Origin of the sequence: Herbaspirillum sp. GCM10030257 (assembly GCF_042666555.1) — a bacterium.
In the GTDB taxonomy this organism is placed as follows: Bacteria; Pseudomonadota; Gammaproteobacteria; order Burkholderiales; family Burkholderiaceae_D; genus Noviherbaspirillum.
The window spans coordinates 1-17842 of sequence record NZ_JBHTDH010000028.1 but is presented as its reverse complement, the minus strand read 5'-3'; the positions used below and the strand labels follow the sequence as shown (position 1 = coordinate 17842).

17 protein-coding genes are annotated in these 17842 nt (G+C 55.0%); 6 read left to right on the top strand and 11 right to left on the bottom strand.

Annotation, left to right across the window (positions count from 1 at the left end; genetic code table 11):
* The first annotated feature begins 65 nt into the window (after positions 1-65).
* Positions 66-602 (top strand): hypothetical protein, encoded by a 537-nt coding sequence (locus tag ACFQUU_RS24680; protein WP_382250778.1) that lies wholly within the window; start codon positions 66-68, stop codon positions 600-602.
* Positions 603-748: 146 nt separating this feature from the next.
* Here ACFQUU_RS24680 and moaE read toward each other — a convergent pair whose 3' ends face one another.
* The 6 genes from moaE to kbl form a co-directional block, all read right to left on the bottom strand.
* Entirely contained in the window at positions 749-1237 is a 489-nt protein-coding gene (moaE, locus tag ACFQUU_RS24675; protein WP_382250777.1) for a molybdopterin synthase catalytic subunit MoaE, read from the bottom strand.
* Between the two features lie 4 nt (positions 1238-1241).
* The gene (moaD, locus tag ACFQUU_RS24670) at positions 1242-1499 is read right to left on the bottom strand and encodes a molybdopterin converting factor subunit 1 (protein WP_382250776.1); all 258 of its coding nucleotides are present in this window, start codon (positions 1497-1499) and stop codon (positions 1242-1244) included.
* Positions 1500-1504: 5 nt separating this feature from the next.
* Positions 1505-2737, bottom strand: coding sequence for a gephyrin-like molybdotransferase Glp (gene glp, locus ACFQUU_RS24665; RefSeq protein ID WP_382250775.1), 1233 nt, complete (start codon positions 2735-2737; stop codon positions 1505-1507).
* A 155-nt stretch (positions 2738-2892) separates the two neighbouring features.
* The gene (gene thrC, locus ACFQUU_RS24660; RefSeq protein WP_382250774.1) at positions 2893-4353 is read right to left on the bottom strand and encodes a threonine synthase; all 1461 of its coding nucleotides are present in this window, start codon (positions 4351-4353) and stop codon (positions 2893-2895) included.
* 96 nt (positions 4354-4449) lie between these two features.
* A complete protein-coding gene (locus ACFQUU_RS24655) occupies positions 4450-5421 on the bottom strand; it encodes an NAD-dependent epimerase/dehydratase family protein (protein WP_382250773.1) in 972 nt (323 codons plus the stop codon).
* A 12-nt stretch (positions 5422-5433) separates the two neighbouring features.
* Positions 5434-6642, bottom strand: a complete 1209-nt coding sequence (gene kbl / locus ACFQUU_RS24650; protein WP_382250772.1) for a glycine C-acetyltransferase — start codon at positions 6640-6642, stop codon at positions 5434-5436.
* 168 nt (positions 6643-6810) lie between these two features.
* On the opposite strand from kbl, the gene ACFQUU_RS24645 reads away from it, so the two are divergent.
* On the top strand, positions 6811-7386 hold the full coding sequence (locus ACFQUU_RS24645; protein ID WP_382250771.1) for a helix-turn-helix domain-containing protein: 576 nt from the start codon (positions 6811-6813) through the stop codon (positions 7384-7386).
* Between the two features lie 128 nt (positions 7387-7514).
* On the opposite strand, the gene ACFQUU_RS24640 is transcribed toward ACFQUU_RS24645, so the two are convergent.
* Positions 7515-8825, bottom strand: a complete 1311-nt coding sequence (locus ACFQUU_RS24640) for a homoserine dehydrogenase (protein ID WP_382250770.1) — start codon at positions 8823-8825, stop codon at positions 7515-7517.
* A gap of 196 nt (positions 8826-9021) precedes the next feature.
* Positions 9022-10251, bottom strand: a complete 1230-nt coding sequence (locus ACFQUU_RS24635) for a pyridoxal phosphate-dependent aminotransferase (protein WP_382250769.1) — start codon at positions 10249-10251, stop codon at positions 9022-9024.
* Positions 10252-10437: 186 nt separating this feature from the next.
* On the opposite strand from ACFQUU_RS24635, the gene ACFQUU_RS24630 reads away from it, so the two are divergent.
* From ACFQUU_RS24630 to ACFQUU_RS24620, 3 genes are all read left to right on the top strand, one after another.
* Positions 10438-10815 (top strand): Mth938-like domain-containing protein, encoded by a 378-nt coding sequence (locus ACFQUU_RS24630; RefSeq protein ID WP_382250807.1) that lies wholly within the window; start codon positions 10438-10440, stop codon positions 10813-10815.
* Positions 10816-11221: 406 nt separating this feature from the next.
* Positions 11222-11671 (top strand): peroxiredoxin, encoded by a 450-nt coding sequence (locus ACFQUU_RS24625; RefSeq protein WP_382250806.1) that lies wholly within the window; start codon positions 11222-11224, stop codon positions 11669-11671.
* 279 nt (positions 11672-11950) lie between these two features.
* Positions 11951-13609 (top strand): PhoH family protein, encoded by a 1659-nt coding sequence (locus ACFQUU_RS24620; protein WP_382250768.1) that lies wholly within the window; start codon positions 11951-11953, stop codon positions 13607-13609.
* A 72-nt stretch (positions 13610-13681) separates the two neighbouring features.
* On the opposite strand, the gene ACFQUU_RS24615 is transcribed toward ACFQUU_RS24620, so the two are convergent.
* From ACFQUU_RS24615 to ACFQUU_RS24605, 3 genes are all read right to left on the bottom strand, one after another.
* A complete protein-coding gene (locus tag ACFQUU_RS24615) occupies positions 13682-14689 on the bottom strand; it encodes an anion permease (RefSeq protein WP_382250767.1) in 1008 nt (335 codons plus the stop codon).
* Positions 14690-14798: 109 nt separating this feature from the next.
* Positions 14799-15425, bottom strand: a complete 627-nt coding sequence (locus tag ACFQUU_RS24610; protein WP_382250766.1) for a DUF47 domain-containing protein — start codon at positions 15423-15425, stop codon at positions 14799-14801.
* 77 nt (positions 15426-15502) lie between these two features.
* Complete coding sequence (locus tag ACFQUU_RS24605) at positions 15503-16888, bottom strand: replicative DNA helicase (protein WP_382250765.1); 1386 nt, start codon at positions 16886-16888, stop codon at positions 15503-15505.
* Between the two features lie 177 nt (positions 16889-17065).
* Between ACFQUU_RS24605 and ACFQUU_RS24600 the strand changes: the two genes are divergently transcribed.
* Positions 17066-17509 carry a MarR family winged helix-turn-helix transcriptional regulator gene (locus ACFQUU_RS24600; protein ID WP_382250764.1) on the top strand — a complete coding sequence of 148 codons (444 nt, stop codon included), beginning with the start codon at positions 17066-17068 and terminating at the stop codon, positions 17507-17509.
* The last annotated feature ends 333 nt before the right edge of the window (positions 17510-17842 follow it).

The window sequence follows — 17842 nt, the reverse complement described above, 5'->3', positions numbered from 1 at the left end:
TAAGGGCGAGTAACCACATTTCAAGAAAGGATGCTTGATCCTCGCTCAGGCAGGGTCGGGTTGCAATGGATCTACATCAAATTCAGGTAAGTTATCAGGCCGAAGAAGACCGGCTTCTGTTTCGGGCCTCGTTCAAGTCGGATGGCGGCCTGCATGAATTGCGCGCCTGGCTGACACGCAGACTGCTCAAGGTCTTGTGGCCGGCCATCCTTCAGGCGCTTGAAACGCAGGTCAAACTGGACAAACCGCAAGCCGCTCATGCGAGTGCCGACATTATCGGCATGGAGCACCAGGCATCGGTCGACCAGATTCGTGACAGCGGCAGTTTCAACAATCCCTATGAAGCCGAAATCCAGGACTTCCCGCTGGGCGAACACCCATTGCTGATTACGTCAGTCAACTTTGCCCAGCTTCCGGATCAGCCCATCAGAATCAATATGACCCCAGCGGATGGCCACGGGTTCGAACTCGCGTTCACGTTGGTCGTACTGCACGGATTTTGCTCCTTGCTGAAGGATGCCGTTCGACTAGCCGAATGGGACCTGGAACTGGAAATGCCAGGAGGGATGCTTGAAAACCCCGGCATCAGGGTGTTTAACTAGCAACTAGCGAACGCAGTGCTTGCCTGGAGAACAGTCGGAGTAACAATACGAAGCGTGTATGCAGCCTGCAAGACTACTGGCGGAAGGTTTGACGACTGGAAGAAGACCGCTTTCCTCCGAAAGTAAGAAGCGTTCCAGGAGGCAAATTATGCCGGGCGCTCCGGTTCGGTGGCATTACCGGACTCAATACCCCACTTTGCCAGGGCGCGATCATCGGTGACGCGGGCATCAACCCATCGTGCCCCATCCGGCGTCTGCTCCTTTTTCCAGAACGGAGCCTCGGTTTTGAGGTAATCCATGATGAACTCGCAGGCAGAAAACGCTTCACCGCGATGAGCGGAAGTTACCGCAACCAACACGATTTGGTCCAGTGGCTTCAGTGGTCCGACTCGGTGTATTACGAGCGCATCGATAATATTCCAGCGCGTTCTGGCCTGATCGACGATATCTTCCAGGGCCTTTTCGGTCATCCCCGGATAGTGTTCGAGTTCCATTTCGCTGACACCGGCACCGTCATTGATGTCACGCACGGTGCCAACGAAAGAGACGACAGCCCCGACCTGTGCCTGCCCGTCGCGTAAAGCTGCCACTTCGCGGGAAAGGTCGAAATCCTCGGTCTGGACGCGCACTGTCATCTTTTCAGCCCCCTGTGACCGGCGGGAAAAATGCGACTTCGCCACCCTCGCTGATGGGCGTATCGGCACCGGTCATCTGCTGGTTGAAGGCCATCCGCAATGCACGTCCATCCGCCAGCGCCTCCGCCCATGCACCGCCGCGTCGCTTCAGGAAGGCACGTACCTGACCGACGGTCTGCACCTCATCCGGCACACTTAGTGTTTCCTTGCCTGTGCCGACGGCTTCACGCACGCTGGCGAAAAAACGAAGTTCGATCTGCATGGTCGTCAATAAAGCAATTCGCTGAATGGAATGAACCGCACTGTATCACCGCTGGCGATGGTTTGCCCTGACGGATTGTCGATCAGTCCATCCCCCCACACCGTCGAGGTTAGCACGGCGGAGCTTTGATTCGGAAACAGTTCGAGACCGCCATTGGCATTCAGGCGTGCACGAAGAAATTCATTGCGACGATCCGCCTTGGGCCAGGAAAAATCGGCGCGCATGGGAACAGCCCGCGGACTTACATTGGTCACGCCTTGCAGGCGAAGAATGAACGGCCGGACAAACAACAGGAAGGTGACGAAGCTGGATACGGGATTGCCTGGCAGGCCCAGAAAGAACGCGGTCGAACCGCCACTGCGGTTGACCTCGCCAAAAGCCAGGGGCTTTCCAGGCTTGATCGCGATCTGCCACATATTGAGCCGTCCTTCGGCTTCCACCGCAGGCTTGATATGGTCTTCCTCTCCCACCGAGACGCCACCGGACGTGATGATCAGGTCGTGGTCTGCCGCCGCTGTCCGCAGGGTCTGACGCGTCGCTTCCAGTGAGTCCGGAACGATGCCATAGTCGGTAATTTCGCAGCCCAGGTTTTCCAGCAGTCCACGCAAGGTGAAGCGGTTGGAGTTATAGATTGCGCCTGGCTTGAGCGGTTCACCGGGCATCGCCAGTTCATCGCCTGTGAAGAACACGGCAACGCGTGGTTTGCGGATGACCGGCAAGCTGGCAAGACCCACGGAAGCCGCCAGTCCCAACTCCTGTCCGCGCAAACGAGTACCGACAGCAAGAATGACGCTACCAGCCTTGATGTCTTCACCGGTACGCCGTATCCATTCGCCGGGCTGCGGTGTGTGGTTGACTCTCACCATGTCGCTGCCAGGGATGGCGTCGCATTGCTCCTGCATCACGACCGCATCGGCTCCTTCCGGAATCATTGCGCCAGTAAAGATACGGGCGATGGTGCCGGGCTGCAAAGCCTGGCCTACCTGTCCTGCGGGAATGCGTTGCGACACTTTCAGTGTGGCGCTGCCGCTTGCACAATCCGCGGCGCGGACGGCATAGCCATCCATCTGCGTATTGTCCATCGGAGGGACATTCAACTGCGAGCTTTGCGCGGCAGCAAGTATGCGCCCGTTGGCGTCAATCGTTGGCAAGGTCTCGATGTCCGAAATCGGACGTGCTGCTGCGAGGAGAGTTGCGAGCGCTTCATTGGCACTCAGCATCGGTTTCTTTTCGGTCATGCGCGCACTTGCAGTCTGGATGGTGTGATGGGCCACGCGCGAAGCCGGCCCGTATGCCGATCACAATGGCGGCGGCTTTACATAGCCGCCACTACGGTTTGCCCTTTTTCTGAATCGTTCAGCCTGTACAAATAAAACCCACGAACGGATTGGAATCAAAGGCCGGTTCGTTCTGCAATGTAGGCTTTCATCTTTTCGACGTTTGCCGGCATTACATCAAAACGCTGCGGCAAGGCTTCGATATTTTCAAAGCCCACCGGACGCTCGGCATCGCGCCCCAGGGCCTCACGAATTGTCTCATTGAACTTTGCCGGCAATGCTGTTTCAAGCACAATCATCGGTATACCGGGCGAGAGATATTCACGCGCCACCTTGATACCGTCCGCTGTATGCGTGTCGATGGTAACGCCGTATTTCTCCTGTACATCACGAATGGTCGCAACGCGGTCGCTGTGTACCGATTTGCCGGACAGAAAGCCGTAGCGCGAAATTTTTTCGAACTCGCTGCCGTCGCTACCCGGTTTGCCTGAAAGATCAAAACCACCTTCGGTCTCCACTTTCTTGAACAAGGCTCTGACACGGTCCGCGTCGCGGTCCAGCAGATCATAGACGAAACGCTCGAAATTCGACGCCTTGCTGATGTCCATGCTCGGGCTGGTGGTGTGATAGGTCTCCGATGACTTGCGCACGCGATATACGCCGGTGCGGAAAAACTCGTCCAGCACGTCGTTTTCATTGGTTGCCGCCACCAGCTTGTCGATCGGCACGCCCATCATCCGCGCGATATGGCCGGCGCAGATATTACCGAAGTTGCCCGATGGGACAGTAAAGGAAACCTTCTGGTCATTGCTGGTGGTCGCACTGAGATAACCACGGATGTAGTAGACCACTTGCGCTACAACACGTGCCCAGTTGATCGAATTGACGGTGCCGATCTTCTGGCGAGCCTTGAAAGTCAGGTCGTTCGAGACTGCTTTCACCATATCCTGGCAGTCGTCGAATACACCTTCAACCGCGATATTGAAGATATTCGGATCTTGCAGGCTGAACATCTGCGCGGTCTGGAATGCGCTCATCTTTTTATGCGGCGACAGCATGAAGACACGAATGCCTTTCTTGCCGCGCATCGCGTATTCGGCAGCGCTACCGGTGTCGCCCGAAGTCGCACCGAAGATGTTGAGTTCCGCATCCTGCCTGGCCAGCGTGTATTCGAACAGATTGCCGAGCAACTGCATGGCCATGTCCTTGAACGCCAGTGTCGGTCCATTCGACAAGGCTTGCAGGACGAGTTTGGTGCCGTTCTTTTCTTCGAGCGTGCACAGCGGCGTGATTTGCGCCGGGTCTTCGCCCTTGCGCACATTACGGTAGATATCCGCCGTATAGGTCTTGTGCGCCAATGCCTTCAGGTCCGCTTCCGGGATATCGGTGGCAAACTTTTTCAGCACCTCGAAAGCGAGGTCTGCATAGGACAGTTTGCGCCACGCATCCAGCTCCGCGCCACTGATTTTGGGATATTCGGCCGGCAGGTAAAGACCGCCATCGGGTGCAAGACCGCCAAGAAGGATTTGTGAAAAAGATTGCGCCGGAGACTGACCTCGGGTGGAGACGTATTGCATAAGCTCTTGATAGTTTGGTAAGTGGGTGGCCCGCTGCGCCCTGGCGCAGCGTCCTTCACTCCCCATTATAACTGGCAGCCGGCTCCAGACAGCATTTCAGGCAGCGTGATGCAGCTTTTCCGGTGCGGCGGCAACGTGCTCCAGCATGTCGCGCACAAGCGCTCGCAGGCCGATACTGGCTTTCCAGCCCCAGTCGGCGCGCGCATAGGTGTCATCCAGGCTATGCGGCCATGTGTCCGCGATCGCCTGGCGGTGGTCAGGCTGGTACTGGATTCGGAAGCCTGGCAACTGCCGGGCTATTTCTTCAGCCAGTTCGCGCGGATTAAAGCTCAGTCCGGCAACGTTGTAGGCCGACCGGATACGGACCAGCTCGCCCGGCGCATCCATCAACTGAATTGTTGCCCGGATGGCATCGGGCATGTATATCATCGGCAAGGTGGTTTCCGGCCCGAGGAAGCAGGTATACCGCTCCCCCCGCTTGGCCGCATGAAAGATGGCAATCGCGTAGTCCGTGGTACCGCCGCCGGGCGGTGACTTGTGGCTGATGATGCCTGGATACCGGATGCTGCGGACATCGACCCCGAACTTGGTGAAATAGTATTCGCATAGCCGTTCGCCGGCCTGCTTGCTGATGCCATAGATCGTCGTTGGATCCATTACCGCCAACTGCGGCGTGTCGACGGCCGGTGTATGCGGACCGAAAGCGGCGATCGATGACGGCCAGAAGATTTTCAGGGGCTTGCCCGCTGCCCCACGCTCGCGCGAAAGTTCAAGTACATTGAGCAGACCGTTCATGTTCAGTGTCCATGCCTTGAGAGGCGCCTGTTCTCCCGTCACTGAAAGCAATGCCGCGAGCTGGTAGAGCTGGGTAATGCCGTAGGTGTCGACGATGGATGCTACCCGGCCGGCGTCCAGCACATCGATTGTTTCATAACAGGTCGCGCCGAACAGGCTGCGCGGCCCGATATCGGCGGCAATGACATTCTCAGCGCCATGCTGAAGAGACAACGCATCGACGAGTTCGCTGCCGATTTGGCCGTTGGCGCCGATGACGAGAATACGTTCCATTGTCTTGCTCCTTCAGTTCTTCAAAATGCCGAGTTCGCGCCCCGCCTGCCCGAAGGCCGACAGTGCACGGTCGAGTTGTTCGCGTGTATGAGCGGCGGAAAGCTGCACCCGGACGCGGGCCTGCCCCATTGGCACAACCGGATAAAAGAACCCGGTAACCAGGACGCCGAGGTCATACAAGCGCTGGGCGAATTTTTGTGCCAGCGGCGCGTCGAACAGCATGACCGGCACCACGGGATGCGTTCCCGGTTTGATCGTGAATCCGAGTTCGGTAATGGCGGCGCGGAAGTAAGCAGTGTTTTCATGCAGCCGATCGCGCAGTTCGGTGGAGCACGACAGCCGCTCAAGGACTGCAAGTGACGCACCGGCAATCGATGGAGCCAGCGTATTGGAGAACAAATAAGGGCGCGATTTCTGGCGCAAGGTCTGGACGACTTCCTTGCGCCCCGCGGTAAAGCCGCCCATTGCGCCGCCCAGGGCCTTGCCAAGCGTGCCGGTAATGATGTCCACGCGTCCCATGACGCCATGGTGCTCATGCGTACCGCGACCGGTTTTACCCATGAAGCCTGAGGCATGGCATTCATCGATCATGACCAGTGCACCGTAGCGGTCGGCAAGATCGCAAATCTTGTCGAGTTGGGCAATGGTGCCATCCATGGAAAACACGCCGTCGGTCACAATGATCTTATGCCGCTTGTCCGCCGCTGCCACCAGTTGCTTTTCCAGGTCCGCCATGTCGTTATGTTGATAACGATACCGTGCAGCCTTGCATAACCGTATGCCGTCGATGATGGACGCGTGGTTCAGTGCATCCGAAATAATTGCGTCATTTTCGTCGAAGAGGGGTTCGAATACGCCACCGTTGGCATCGAAGGCCGCTGCGTACAAAATGGTGTCTTCGGTGCCGAGAAAGCGGGAAATAGCCTGCTCAAGCTGCTTGTGCACGGTTTGGGTGCCGCAAATGAAACGCACCGAAGACAAGCCGTAACCGTATTTTTCGGTTGCCTCAACAGAGGCGCGGACCATTGCTTCGTCACCCGATAAGCCCAGGTAGTTGTTGGCACACAGGTTAATCAACTGCCGGCCGTCATCGCAGACTACTTCGGCACCTTGCCGGGACGCAATCACGCGTTCCGGCTTAAACAGACCTTGCTCGCGCAGATTCTCTAGGCCAGCCGCCAACCCTGTATAAAAATTCTCTTTTGCACCGCTAGTGGACATGCCAGCCTCCGCCTTTTGCCGTTTAAAGTTGCAGGAAACATTTTGCTATCTATGCGTCCCACCGTCTGCTACGATTGAGTTCACTGAAATTCATTAAATCCATTATTTCGAACTAAAGTTCAATATAACGGATATTAGCCAAGCCACTTCAACAATGCAAGAGTGTTAATGAAAAATATTGTTGCCCCTGGTGCGCCTCCTGAAGTTGGCGCGACCCTGCAAAGGATTCGACTTAAGCGCGGATTGACGCTGGATGACTTGTCACGCGCCGCCGGCGTGTCGAAATCCATGCTGTCGCAGATTGAACGCGAAAAGGCCAATCCGACGATTGCTGTAGCATGGCGGCTCGCCAATGCTCTTGGGATCGGCATTGAGGAATTACTCGCCACAAACTCCCGGGAATCGGAAGCGATCCATATTCTCGAACCGCACGAAACGCCTACGCTTCCCGGCCATCATTCCGGTTACGTGTTGCGCATCCTGGGGCCCATGGACCTGGCTGGGAAATTTGAATGGTATGAGCTGACGCTGGCGAGCAAGGGTGCGCTGAAGTCGAATCCCCATGACCCGGGTACCGTCGAGCACCTGACATTGTTGAATGGAACACTGGAGCTTGAGGTCGATGGCGTCGTCAAGAGCCTGAAATCCGGGGGTACCGCACGTTACGTGGCAGACAAGCCGCATGCCATTCGCAATACGGGGGCAGAGGAAGTGAAGGCCTTGCTGATCGTGATTCATCGCTGAGCGGAGGGCAATGCGATACCGTAATCGCTCGACTACATTTAATTCGCAATGCCCATATCGCTAGAAAGTAAAAAAGGCGCCTGTGTGGCGCCTTTTTTATGCAGAACTGAAACGACTTCTCGCTATTATTAGCTCAACTGTTCCAGACGAATCTTCGTTACCTCGCCCACCACTGTCGACAAGGTTTCAATCTTTGCAATTGCCGCGACGACGTTCTTCTCCTGCGTCTGATGGGTCAGGATGATGATATCGGCCTTGGTTTCGCCTTCTGCCGGCTCCTTCTGCAACATCGCATCAATGGAAATCGTCAAGTCCGCGAGAATGCGGGTGACATCGGCGAGTACACCCGGCTGATCCGCAACTTGCATGCGCAGGTAATAACTTGTCGTGACTTCCGACATTGGCAGGATCGGCGTGTCGTTCATCGCGTCAGGCTGGAACGCCAAATGCGGCACGCGATGTTCAGGGTCGGCTGTGGCAAGGCGAGTGATGTCGACCAAGTCCGCAATGACCGCAGACGCGGTCGGCTCCGAACCGGCGCCTTTTCCGTAATAGAGTGTTGCCCCAACCGCGTCGCCGTGTACCAGTACGGCGTTCATCGCCCCTTCCACGTTTGCGATCAGGCGTTTGGCCGGAATCAGTGTCGGATGCACACGCAGCTCGATACCCTTGGAGGTACGCTTTGCAATGCCGAGCAACTTGATGCGATAGCCGAGTTGCTCGGCATACTGGATATCGGTTGCCTGCAGCTTGGTGATGCCTTCGACGTGCGCCTTGTCGAACTGCACCGGAATACCGAACGCTATGGCGGACATGATGGTCGCCTTGTGTGCGGCATCTACGCCTTCAATGTCGAAGGTCGGATCGGCTTCGGCATAACCGAGACGCTGCGCCTCTTTCAACACCACATCAAAATCCAGGCCCTTGTCGCGCATCTCGGACAGGATGAAGTTTGTCGTGCCATTGATGATACCGGCCAGCCATTGGATACGGTTTGCGGTCAGGCCTTCACGCAGTGCCTTGATGATGGGGATACCACCGGCAACTGCTGCTTCAAAGGCGACCATGACGCCCTTCTCTTGGGCGGCCTTGAAAATTTCATTGCCATGAGTCGCGAGCAGCGCCTTGTTGGCAGTCACGACGTGCTTGCCGTTGGCGATGGCTTTCATCACCAGGTCTTTGGCAATGCCATAACCGCCGATCAGTTCAATGACGATATCGATTTCGGGATGATTGACGACCAGGTTGGCGTCGTTGACGACTTCGCACTCACCGTTCGTCAGTTCCCTTGCACGCTCGGTATTGAGATCGGCCACCATCGTAATCTGAATGCTGCGTCCTGCGCGGCGCGTAATCTCTTCCTGATTGCGCTTCAAAACATTAAATGTCCCGGAACCGACGGTTCCGATGCCTAGCAAGCCTACTTTGATGGGTTTCATAGCGAGTGTTGTCTGTGTTAAAAGCGGTGAATGTTGGGCGGTTCGTCCAGTGGCCAATGCCAAGGACCATCGCCGCACGAGAGCCTTCGGAAAACCACCCTGCCGTCCCTCATTGCTGAAGACATGTGGTTCGGCAGGCCCGGCATACCCGCCTTGGCGGGCGACGCCGGACTGACAGCGTCACGGACCGGCAGCCTCAGGCCGTGCCGTGGCGTTTTCGGTAGCCTTCAAGGAAGCGCGCAATGCGCCCCATGGCATCGGTCAGGTCGTCGGAGTTCGGCAGGAAAACGACCCGGAAATGATCGGGTGCGAACCAGTTGAAGCCGGTACCCTGAACGATCAGGACCTTTTCCTCGGCCAGGAGTTCATAGGCAAACTTCTGGTCGTCTTCGATCGGATAAATCTTCCGATCGAGTTTTGGGAACATGTAGAGCGCGGACTTCGGCTTGACGCAGGTGACGCCGGGGATTTCAGTGAGCAGCTTGTGCGCGAGATCGCGCTGCTTGAGCAAGCGCCCACCGGGTCCTACCAGATCATTAATGCTTTGATACCCGCCCAGCGCGGTCTGGATCGCGAACTGCCCCGGCGCGTTGGCGCACAGGCGCATCGACGCCAGCATGTTCAGGCCCTCGATGTAGTCCTTGGCCGGCTTCTTCTCGCCGGATACGACCATCCAGCCAGCGCGATAGCCGCAGGATCGATAATTCTTGGACAGACCGTTAAGCGTAAGGAAGAGCACATCATCAGCCAGCGATGCAATCGATGTGTGTTGTTCGCCGTCGTACAGGGTCTTGTCGTAAATTTCGTCGGCAAACACGATCAACTGGTGCTGGCGCGCCACGTCGACAATCTGCTGCAGCACTTCGACCGGATAGAGGGCACCGGTCGGATTGTTCGGATTGATGACAACGATGGCCTTGGTATTGGAGGTGATCTTTTTCTTGATGTCCTCGATATCGGGAAGCCAGCCGGACTGCTCGTCGCAGACATAATGCACGGGCTTGCCACCGGACAGGCTGACCGCCGCAGTCCAGAGCGGATAATCGGGCGCTGGGACCAGAACTTCGTCACCGCTGTTGAGCAAGGCATTCATGCCCATGACAATCAGCTCGGATGCGCCGTTGCCGATATAGATATCGTCAATCGTGACGCCTTCGATCTTCTTTTCCTGCGTGTAGTGCATGATCGCCTTGCGCGGTGCGAACATGCCCTTGGAATCGGTATAGCCGGCGGCATTACCCATGTTGATGATCATGTCATGCACGATCTCGTCGGGTGCGTCGAAGCCGAACACGGCGAGATTGCCGATGTTCAGCTTGATAATCTTGTGGCCCTCTTCTTCCATCTGCTTGGCTTTTTCCAAGACAGGGCCACGGATGTCGTAACAGACGTCTGCCAGTTTCCTGGACTTTTGAATCGGTCGCACTCGGTATATTCCCCGTGGTTTACGCATAACGGCGTGCAATGCTGCACCGCCAAAAGAACCATTTTGCCGAAAGCAACCCGTTTTATCAATGCGTACGGCCGCCTTTTAATCCGAGAAGGGCTACAATGCCCCTTCTTTTTCTTCTTGTTGTCGGAAATTTATGTCTTTTCGCGGGTCTATTACGCCATGAAGCTCCATTCAACTCCCACCCAACATTATCAGACCGTTACCGCTTATGACGAGCAAGGCGTTGAAATCAATGCCCGGCGCTTCAGCTACAGTCTAATCGTCATGCCGGAGACTCCGCCACAGGAATGGCAAGTCGTATCCTTCGACGCCCTGAGGGCAGAAGATTTTTCGCGGCTGGACGAAGTCTCGCCCGATGTTGTCATTCTTGGCACTGGCAGGCGTCAGCGCTTCATTCACCCTCGCCTGATTGCGGCATTGACTTCGCGTCGCATTGGCGTCGAGTGCATGGATAACCCGGCCGCATGCCGCACTTACAACATCTTGATGGGCGAAGGACGCAAGGTTGCTCTTGCGCTGATCTTCGACGAAACCTGATCCTGAAACCCGTACATTTCAAGCGGTATCCTGTGCGGCACCGTACCTGCCCCTATCAGGGGTGATGGCATCAGCACGATTGCCTTCTTGAAACTCTGCAAAGCACCTCCATATGGAGGCATATGGCAAACACCGCCGGAACAAAGGCGTCAATTTCGCGTCATGTTCGGAGAACAGACAGCGTGTTCCTCGATCAATATGATTATGCATACTTGATTTGTTACTGCACCCTATCCGGCAATTCGGGTTTTCGTGACATGTGGCATTTCAAATTGAATGAACATTCGATAACATCAGGGGTGTGGTCTTCATTACCAGTTGACCGCAGACGCACTAATCGTCGTCACAAACGACAAAACATTTGTACCAGGAGACCATTGTGGCTGAAAGCCCGTCCGCACTTAATATGACCGTACCCGATTTCTCGGCTGAAATGACCGGCGACCAGATGTTTCGCCTTTCCGATTACAGAGGAAAGAAACTCGTACTGTACTTTTACCCGAAGGACAATACGCCCGGCTGCACCACCGAAAGCATGCAATTCCGGGATCTCTATCCGCAGTTTCAAGAGGCCAACACCGAGATATTCGGTATAAGCCGGGACAGCATCCGTTCGCACGAAGGCTTCAAGGCCAAGCTTGACATGCCGTTCGAGCTGATTTCGGACCCTGACGAGACAGTCTGCAATTTGTTTGATGTCATGAAAATGAAAACCATGTACGGCAAACAGGCACGCGGCGTAGAGCGGTCGACATTTATCATTGACGGCAACGGGACATTGGTGAAAGAATGGCGTGGAGTGAAAGTGCCTGGGCACGTTGATGAAGTACTGGAGTTCGTGAAGGCTCTTGCGTAACCGCTGAACCCATTGAATCTAAAAGAATTTTCTCTTCGAAAGCCGTTTGTGGAAGAGGCATCAAGCCTCCCCCTCAAACGGCTTTTTTACTTCGCGTTTCTGCATTCCGGAACGCATCATCGCTCTGCCCGATCGCTTCCCTATCCTTTACCATTCTTTTCTCAGGTTGTATTGCACTCGTTTTTCCCAACCCGCTGTTTCAATCAACCCGCAACCCGCCGTGCAACCGTTTGGCCCCGACGAGTCGTCTATTCAATACATTTTTAGATTGAGGTCCTGATGCCACTGCCCAAATTACCGACAAAACCCGCAACAATGCTCTCCCCGCAGGATTACCCCAAGGCAGAGAAAGGCAAATCGGTAAAACCTGTGATGACGCTGGTTGAATCCGCTCCGCAAGTAATCGAAATTCCTCCTGAAGCACGCGCCAAAACAACTGAAAAGGCGCCCGCCGTAAAAAGTCGTACCGCCAAGCCGAAGGCCGCCGATAGCCTCGTTAAATCCAGTTCCAGCCGATTGGCCGGCAAGCTTGGTCTAACCAAGCTCTTTGTACTCGACACGAATGTGCTGATGCATGACCCGACGTCACTGTTCCGCTTTGAGGAACACGATGTCTATTTGCCGATGATGACGCTGGAAGAACTCGACAATCACAAAAAAGGAATGTCGGAAGTCGCACGCAATGCGCGACAGGTGTCGCGTTCCCTCGATGCACTTGTCGCGGGTGTTGCTGAACACGAGATCGAAGACGGGATTCCACTCGCCAAGCTGGGCAATAAGGATGCAAAAGGCCGCCTTTTTTTCCAGACCAGGCTGCAGAACGTGGAATTGCCGGAAGGACTACCGATCGGCAAGGCCGACAACCAGATTCTCGGCGTGGTTCGTGCCCTCGAGGGTCAGTACCCCGGTCGTCCAGTGGTGCTGGTGTCGAAGGACATCAACATGCGAATCAAGGCCCGAGCCATGGGTCTGCCGGCGGAAGAGTACCTTAACGACCATGTCCTCGAAGACACGGACCTGCTGTATTCCGGCATCGTGCAGTTGCCAGATGACTTCTGGAACAAGCACGCCAAGGGCATGGAATCCTGGCAGGAAAACAAGCATGGTACCGGCTATACGTTCTATCGTGTGACTGGACCGGTCGTCCCTTCCCTGCTGGTCAACCAGTTTGTTTTCCTGGAACCCAACAATGGCGAGGCGTCTTTCTATGGACAGGTCAAGCAGATCAACGGCAAAACCGCCGTGCTGCAAACTCTGCGTGACTACACCCATGGAAAGAACAGTGTCTGGGGCGTTACTTCTCGCAATCGCGAACAGAATTTCGCCCTCAATCTGCTGATGAACCCCGAGTGCGACTTCGTTACCTTGCTTGGTCAGGCTGGTACCGGCAAGACTTTGCTTGCATTGGCAGCGGGATTGGCGCAGGTACTGGAAACCAAACTCTACAATGAAATTATCGTGACCCGTGTCACCGTGCCGGTCGGTGAGGACATCGGCTTCCTGCCGGGCACAGAGGAAGAAAAGATGTCGCCGTGGATGGGCGCGTTTGACGATAACCTCGAAGTTTTGAACAAGTCGGATAATGACGCCGGCGAATGGGGTCGCGCGGCAACGCAGGATCTGATCCGCTCACGCATCAAGATCAAATCCATGAACTTCATGCGCGGCCGTACCTTTGTCAACAAGTTCCTGATCATCGACGAGGCACAGAACCTGACGCCGAAGCAAATGAAGACGCTTGTGACGCGGGCAGGTCCGGGCACAAAGATCATCTGCCTTGGCAATATTGCGCAGATCGACACACCTTACCTGACCGAAGGTTCAAGCGGCCTGACCTATGTGGTTGACCGCTTCAAAGGTTGGTCGCACAGTGGGCACGTCACATTGGCTCGGGGCGAACGTTCGCGACTGGCAGATCATGCGAGCGACGTGTTGTAACTGGCACGATTGGCACACCCAACAAAAAAGCCTGCACATGTGCAGGCTTTTTCATTTATAGCGTCGATTCGATTAAAGAATTTTTGTACCGATCCACCATGCAATTGCGGCTACGAAGGCAGATGCAGGAATGGTAAAGATCCAAGCCCAGACGATATTGCCGGCAACACCCCAACGCACTGCAGACATCTTGCGCGACGAGCCGACACCGACAATAGCGCCAGTGATGGTATGCGTAGTCGAGACAGGAATGCCGAGCGCGGTGGCGAGGAACAAGGTAATCGCGCCACCAGTCTCAGCGCAGAATCCACCGACCGGCTTGAGCTTGGTAATCTTTTGGCCCATGGTTTTCACGATGCGCCATCCACCAAACAAGGTGCCCAAGCCAATCGCCGCATAGCAGCTTAATACGACCCACATCGGGAGTGCATCCGTTGACGTTGAATAACCAGCGGCGATCAGCAGCATCCAGATAATGCCCATCGTCTTCTGCGCATCGTTACCGCCGTGGCCAAGGCTGTACATCGATGCGGATACCAACTGGGCGCGCCGGAACCACTTGTCCACACGACGTGGTGTAGAACGCACAAAGAGCCATGACACGACCACCATCATAATCGAGCCGAAAACGAATCCAAGCAGCGGCGACAGGACGATAAAGGCGATCGTCTTGATCAGGCCAGATGAAACAAGAGCGCCGGTTCCAGCCTTGGCGACTGCAGCCCCGACCAGACCACCGATCAAGGCGTGGGAAGAAGATGATGGAATGCCGTAGTACCAGGTAAGGATATTCCAGAAAATGGCGCCGACGAGCGCGCCAAAGACGACATAATGATCGACGACGGAAGGTTCGATGGTTCCTTTTCCAACAGTCGTTGCAACCTTCAATTGAAAGAAGAAAATTGCGACGACATTGAAAAACGCTGCCATTGCCACTGCGTGTTGCGGCTTGAGAACACCGGTCGAAACGACCGTAGCAATTGCATTTGCCGCGTCATGAAAGCCGTTCATGAAGTCGAACAGCAAGGCAAGCGCAATCAGAAACGCAAGTGTGTAAATGCTGATTTGTAGGGTTTGCATGAGATTTTTGTTGTGTTTAGATCCGTGCGCATAACGCGCCCGCACATCGACGTTTCCGAGCCAAGGCCGGCGGCGTAAGGTCGCCGTGCGGTTCCTGCGGACAATTACATCAGGCGTTTTCGACGATGATGCCTTCAATGATGTTGGCAACGTCTTCGCAACGGTCAGTCACGGTTTCAAGAATCTCGTAAATCGCTTTCAGCTTGATCAGATTGCGCACGTCCGGTTCGTCGCGAAACAGCTTGGACATTGCTGCCCGCATCACGTGGTCAGCGTCGGATTCGAGACGATCGATTTCCTCACAGATCCCAAGAATCTGCGTTGAATTGTCCATGTTGTGCAGCAAACCCACCGCAGCCTTTACCTTTTCCGTGCAGGCATGGCAAAGCTCGGCAAGCCGCTTTGCCTCGGGTGTAATAGCCTTGATGTCATACAGGGAAATTGTCTGGCCTGCATCTTCCAGCAAGTCCAGGATATCGTCCATGCGGGTGATCAGTTTGTGAATGTCATCGCGGTCGAGCGGTGTAATGAACGTCTTGTGCAAGAGGTCCAAAGTCTGGTGGGTTACCTTGTCCGCCTGTTTTTCGATGCCTTCAATGGCATGCACGCGGTTTTCGAGGTCGTCGAAATTAGTCATCAGGGCAACCATTTCCTTCGCCCCTTTTACGCACAGTTCCCCGTGCTGGACAAACAACTCGAAGAACTTGCCCTCATTGGGCATCAATCGTCCAAACATAATTGCACTCTCAAAAAGTCAAATTGTTAATGTTCTGGCGGCGGCAGACTCAAGTCGGCCGCCGAATGCCTATGTCTTTATTCGTTGTCGAATACCGCGTTGCCACCGGTATAGTTATCGAATTTGGTGTACTCACCCAGGAAAGTCAGCCGAACAGTGCCGATCGGGCCGTTACGCTGCTTACCAATAATAATTTCGGCAGTGCCCTTGTCCGGCGAATCGGGGTTGTAGACCTGATCACGGTAAATAAACAGAATAACGTCGGCATCCTGTTCGATAGCGCCGGATTCGCGCAAGTCAGACATCACGGGCCGCTTGTTCGGACGCTGTTCCAATGAACGGTTCAGCTGTGACAACGCAATCACGGGGCAGTTAAGTTCTTTTGCGAGCCCCTTCAAGTTTCGGGAAATTTCCGAAATTTCGGTTGCACGGTTTTCACCCGCGGAATTTGCGGACATCAACTGCAGGTAGTCGATGATGATGAGTCCGAGCTTGCCACATTGCCGAGCCAGCCGGCGTGATCGGGCGCGCAATTCAATTGAACTCAGTGCAGGAGTCTCATCAATGTAGATCTGGACTTCGTTCATCTTCTGAATCGCATGCGTGAGCCGGGGCCAGTCCTCGTCATTGAGGCGCCCGGTACGCAAGCGATGCTGATCCAGACGTCCGACCGATCCCAACATACGCATCGCGAGCTGGGCGCCACCCATTTCCATCGAAAAGATAGCAACCGGCAGACCGCTGTCGATCGCCACGTTCTCGCCGATGTTAATCGAGAATGCCGTCTTACCCATGGATGGACGACCCGCCACGATAACCAGATCGCCTGGCTGCAGACCCGAAGTCATTCGATCCAGATCGACGAAGCCGGTGGGTACGCCCGTGATGTCGTTCTGATTATCGCGGTTGTAGAGTTCATCGATACGTTCGACGACCTGCGTCAGCAGCGGCTGGATTTCCAGGAAACCCTGTGCACCCCGCGCACCCTCTTCTGCAATCGCGAAGATCTTGGATTCGGCTTCATCGAGAAGTTGTTTAACTTCTTTGCCCTGAGGATTAAAGGCCTGTCCCGAAATTTCGTCGGAAACCGTAATCAGCTTACGCAAAACGCCGCGGTCGCGGACGATTTCTGCATAGCGGCGAATGTTCGCCGCCGATGGAGTGTTCTGCGCAAGCGCATTCAGATAGGTAAGTCCGCCGACTTCGTCGGCCTTGCCGCTACCAGTGAGCGCTTCATAGACCGTGATGACATCCGCCGGCCTGGTGGCATTGATCAGCTTGACGATGTGCTGAAAGATGATGCGATGGTCATACCGATAAAAATCGTCTTCATGCACGAAATCCGCAATGCGGTCCCACGCGGCATTATCGAGCAATAGACCGCCCAAAACGGACTGTTCTGCTTCAATGGAATGTGGAGGAACGCGGAGCGCATCCAGCTGAGGATCGGTGCGTGTATTCATGGCGCGAATTATACCTTCTCGCCTGAAAGCAAGGCACGGCAGCTAGGGGAATATTCCGCGCAAGTGTGGCATATATATCCATATTACAATTCTTTGCCCAAGCATTTACTGCCTTGACGCTAACTGCCTAGGCATCTACATTGAGCACTTCCTATCCTCTTGCCAACTGCACGTGCCATGTCTCACCCATATAACCTGAAAACCTATACCTCGGCCGAAAGCATTGGCTATCTTTTAAAACGCGCTGGCGGTCAGCTCTCCGTTACACTCGATCGGCGTCTTGCCGAGTTTGATATGACGCATGCCCAGTTAGGTATTTTTATGAAGCTGCTTTCTAGCAACTTGAATACTGCTGCAGATCTTGCCCGGGAATTTGCCACGGACACCGGAGCCATGACGCGCCTCCTTGACCGGCTCGAAGAAAAAGGTTTTGTTCAGCGCTGCAGAAGTATTGCTGACCGCCGTGTCGTGGAAGTTACGTTATCTGAAAAAGGCCATGAAATGGCAGAACAGATGATTCAGGTTGCCGTCGATGCGCTGAATCATCATTTGCGCGGCTTTACACAAGAAGAAGTCGGTCAGTTTAAAGAATTCCTACGACGCATGATTGCTAATGCCTGAGCATCGTACGTCTTTTCTGTAACGCAACGAATCGTTCATATATCTAACAATACTCGTTGCCATGACGAGATTGATTAAGCAATTTTCCGGATACGCCAACCCGGGACATTATCCATGAGCATGCGGCTGGTCTCCTGCGCCGATTTTGCCCAAGTCGTTCCCAAAATACATTGGGTGCCACGATCTGCATAAATTAGCGCGGGTTCCATATTGGTGTGCGGAGAAGCGGGTCGATTTGGCGTGCAGGGCAAGGCGCGCGGAGCGCCGTGTGGCGGGCCACACAAGCGACAAGCAACGCCGCCCGGCGCGTCAAGGCGGCCCGAGGCGACAGTA

Bases quoted from the DNA above. Each gene is read 5' to 3' on its own strand.
- ACFQUU_RS24680 (WP_382250778.1), top strand. From the start codon at position 66: ATGGATCTACATCAAATTCAGGTAAGTTATCAGGCCGAAGAAGACCGG.
- moaE (WP_382250777.1), bottom strand. From the start codon at position 1,237: ATGACAGTGCGCGTCCAGACCGAGGATTTCGACCTTTCCCGCGAAGTG.
- moaD (WP_382250776.1), bottom strand. From the start codon at position 1,499: ATGCAGATCGAACTTCGTTTTTTCGCCAGCGTGCGTGAAGCCGTCGGC.
- glp (WP_382250775.1), bottom strand. From the start codon at position 2,737: ATGACCGAAAAGAAACCGATGCTGAGTGCCAATGAAGCGCTCGCAACT.
- thrC (WP_382250774.1), bottom strand. From the start codon at position 4,353: ATGCAATACGTCTCCACCCGAGGTCAGTCTCCGGCGCAATCTTTTTCA.
- ACFQUU_RS24655 (WP_382250773.1), bottom strand. From the start codon at position 5,421: ATGGAACGTATTCTCGTCATCGGCGCCAACGGCCAAATCGGCAGCGAA.
- kbl (WP_382250772.1), bottom strand. From the start codon at position 6,642: ATGTCCACTAGCGGTGCAAAAGAGAATTTTTATACAGGGTTGGCGGCT.
- ACFQUU_RS24645 (WP_382250771.1), top strand. From the start codon at position 6,811: ATGAAAAATATTGTTGCCCCTGGTGCGCCTCCTGAAGTTGGCGCGACC.
- ACFQUU_RS24640 (WP_382250770.1), bottom strand. From the start codon at position 8,825: ATGAAACCCATCAAAGTAGGCTTGCTAGGCATCGGAACCGTCGGTTCC.
- ACFQUU_RS24630 (WP_382250807.1), top strand. From the start codon at position 10,438: ATGAAGCTCCATTCAACTCCCACCCAACATTATCAGACCGTTACCGCT.
- ACFQUU_RS24625 (WP_382250806.1), top strand. From the start codon at position 11,222: ATGACCGTACCCGATTTCTCGGCTGAAATGACCGGCGACCAGATGTTT.
- ACFQUU_RS24620 (WP_382250768.1), top strand. From the start codon at position 11,951: ATGCCACTGCCCAAATTACCGACAAAACCCGCAACAATGCTCTCCCCG.
- ACFQUU_RS24615 (WP_382250767.1), bottom strand. From the start codon at position 14,689: ATGCAAACCCTACAAATCAGCATTTACACACTTGCGTTTCTGATTGCG.
- ACFQUU_RS24610 (WP_382250766.1), bottom strand. From the start codon at position 15,425: ATGTTTGGACGATTGATGCCCAATGAGGGCAAGTTCTTCGAGTTGTTT.
- ACFQUU_RS24605 (WP_382250765.1), bottom strand. From the start codon at position 16,888: ATGAATACACGCACCGATCCTCAGCTGGATGCGCTCCGCGTTCCTCCA.
- ACFQUU_RS24600 (WP_382250764.1), top strand. From the start codon at position 17,066: ATGTCTCACCCATATAACCTGAAAACCTATACCTCGGCCGAAAGCATT.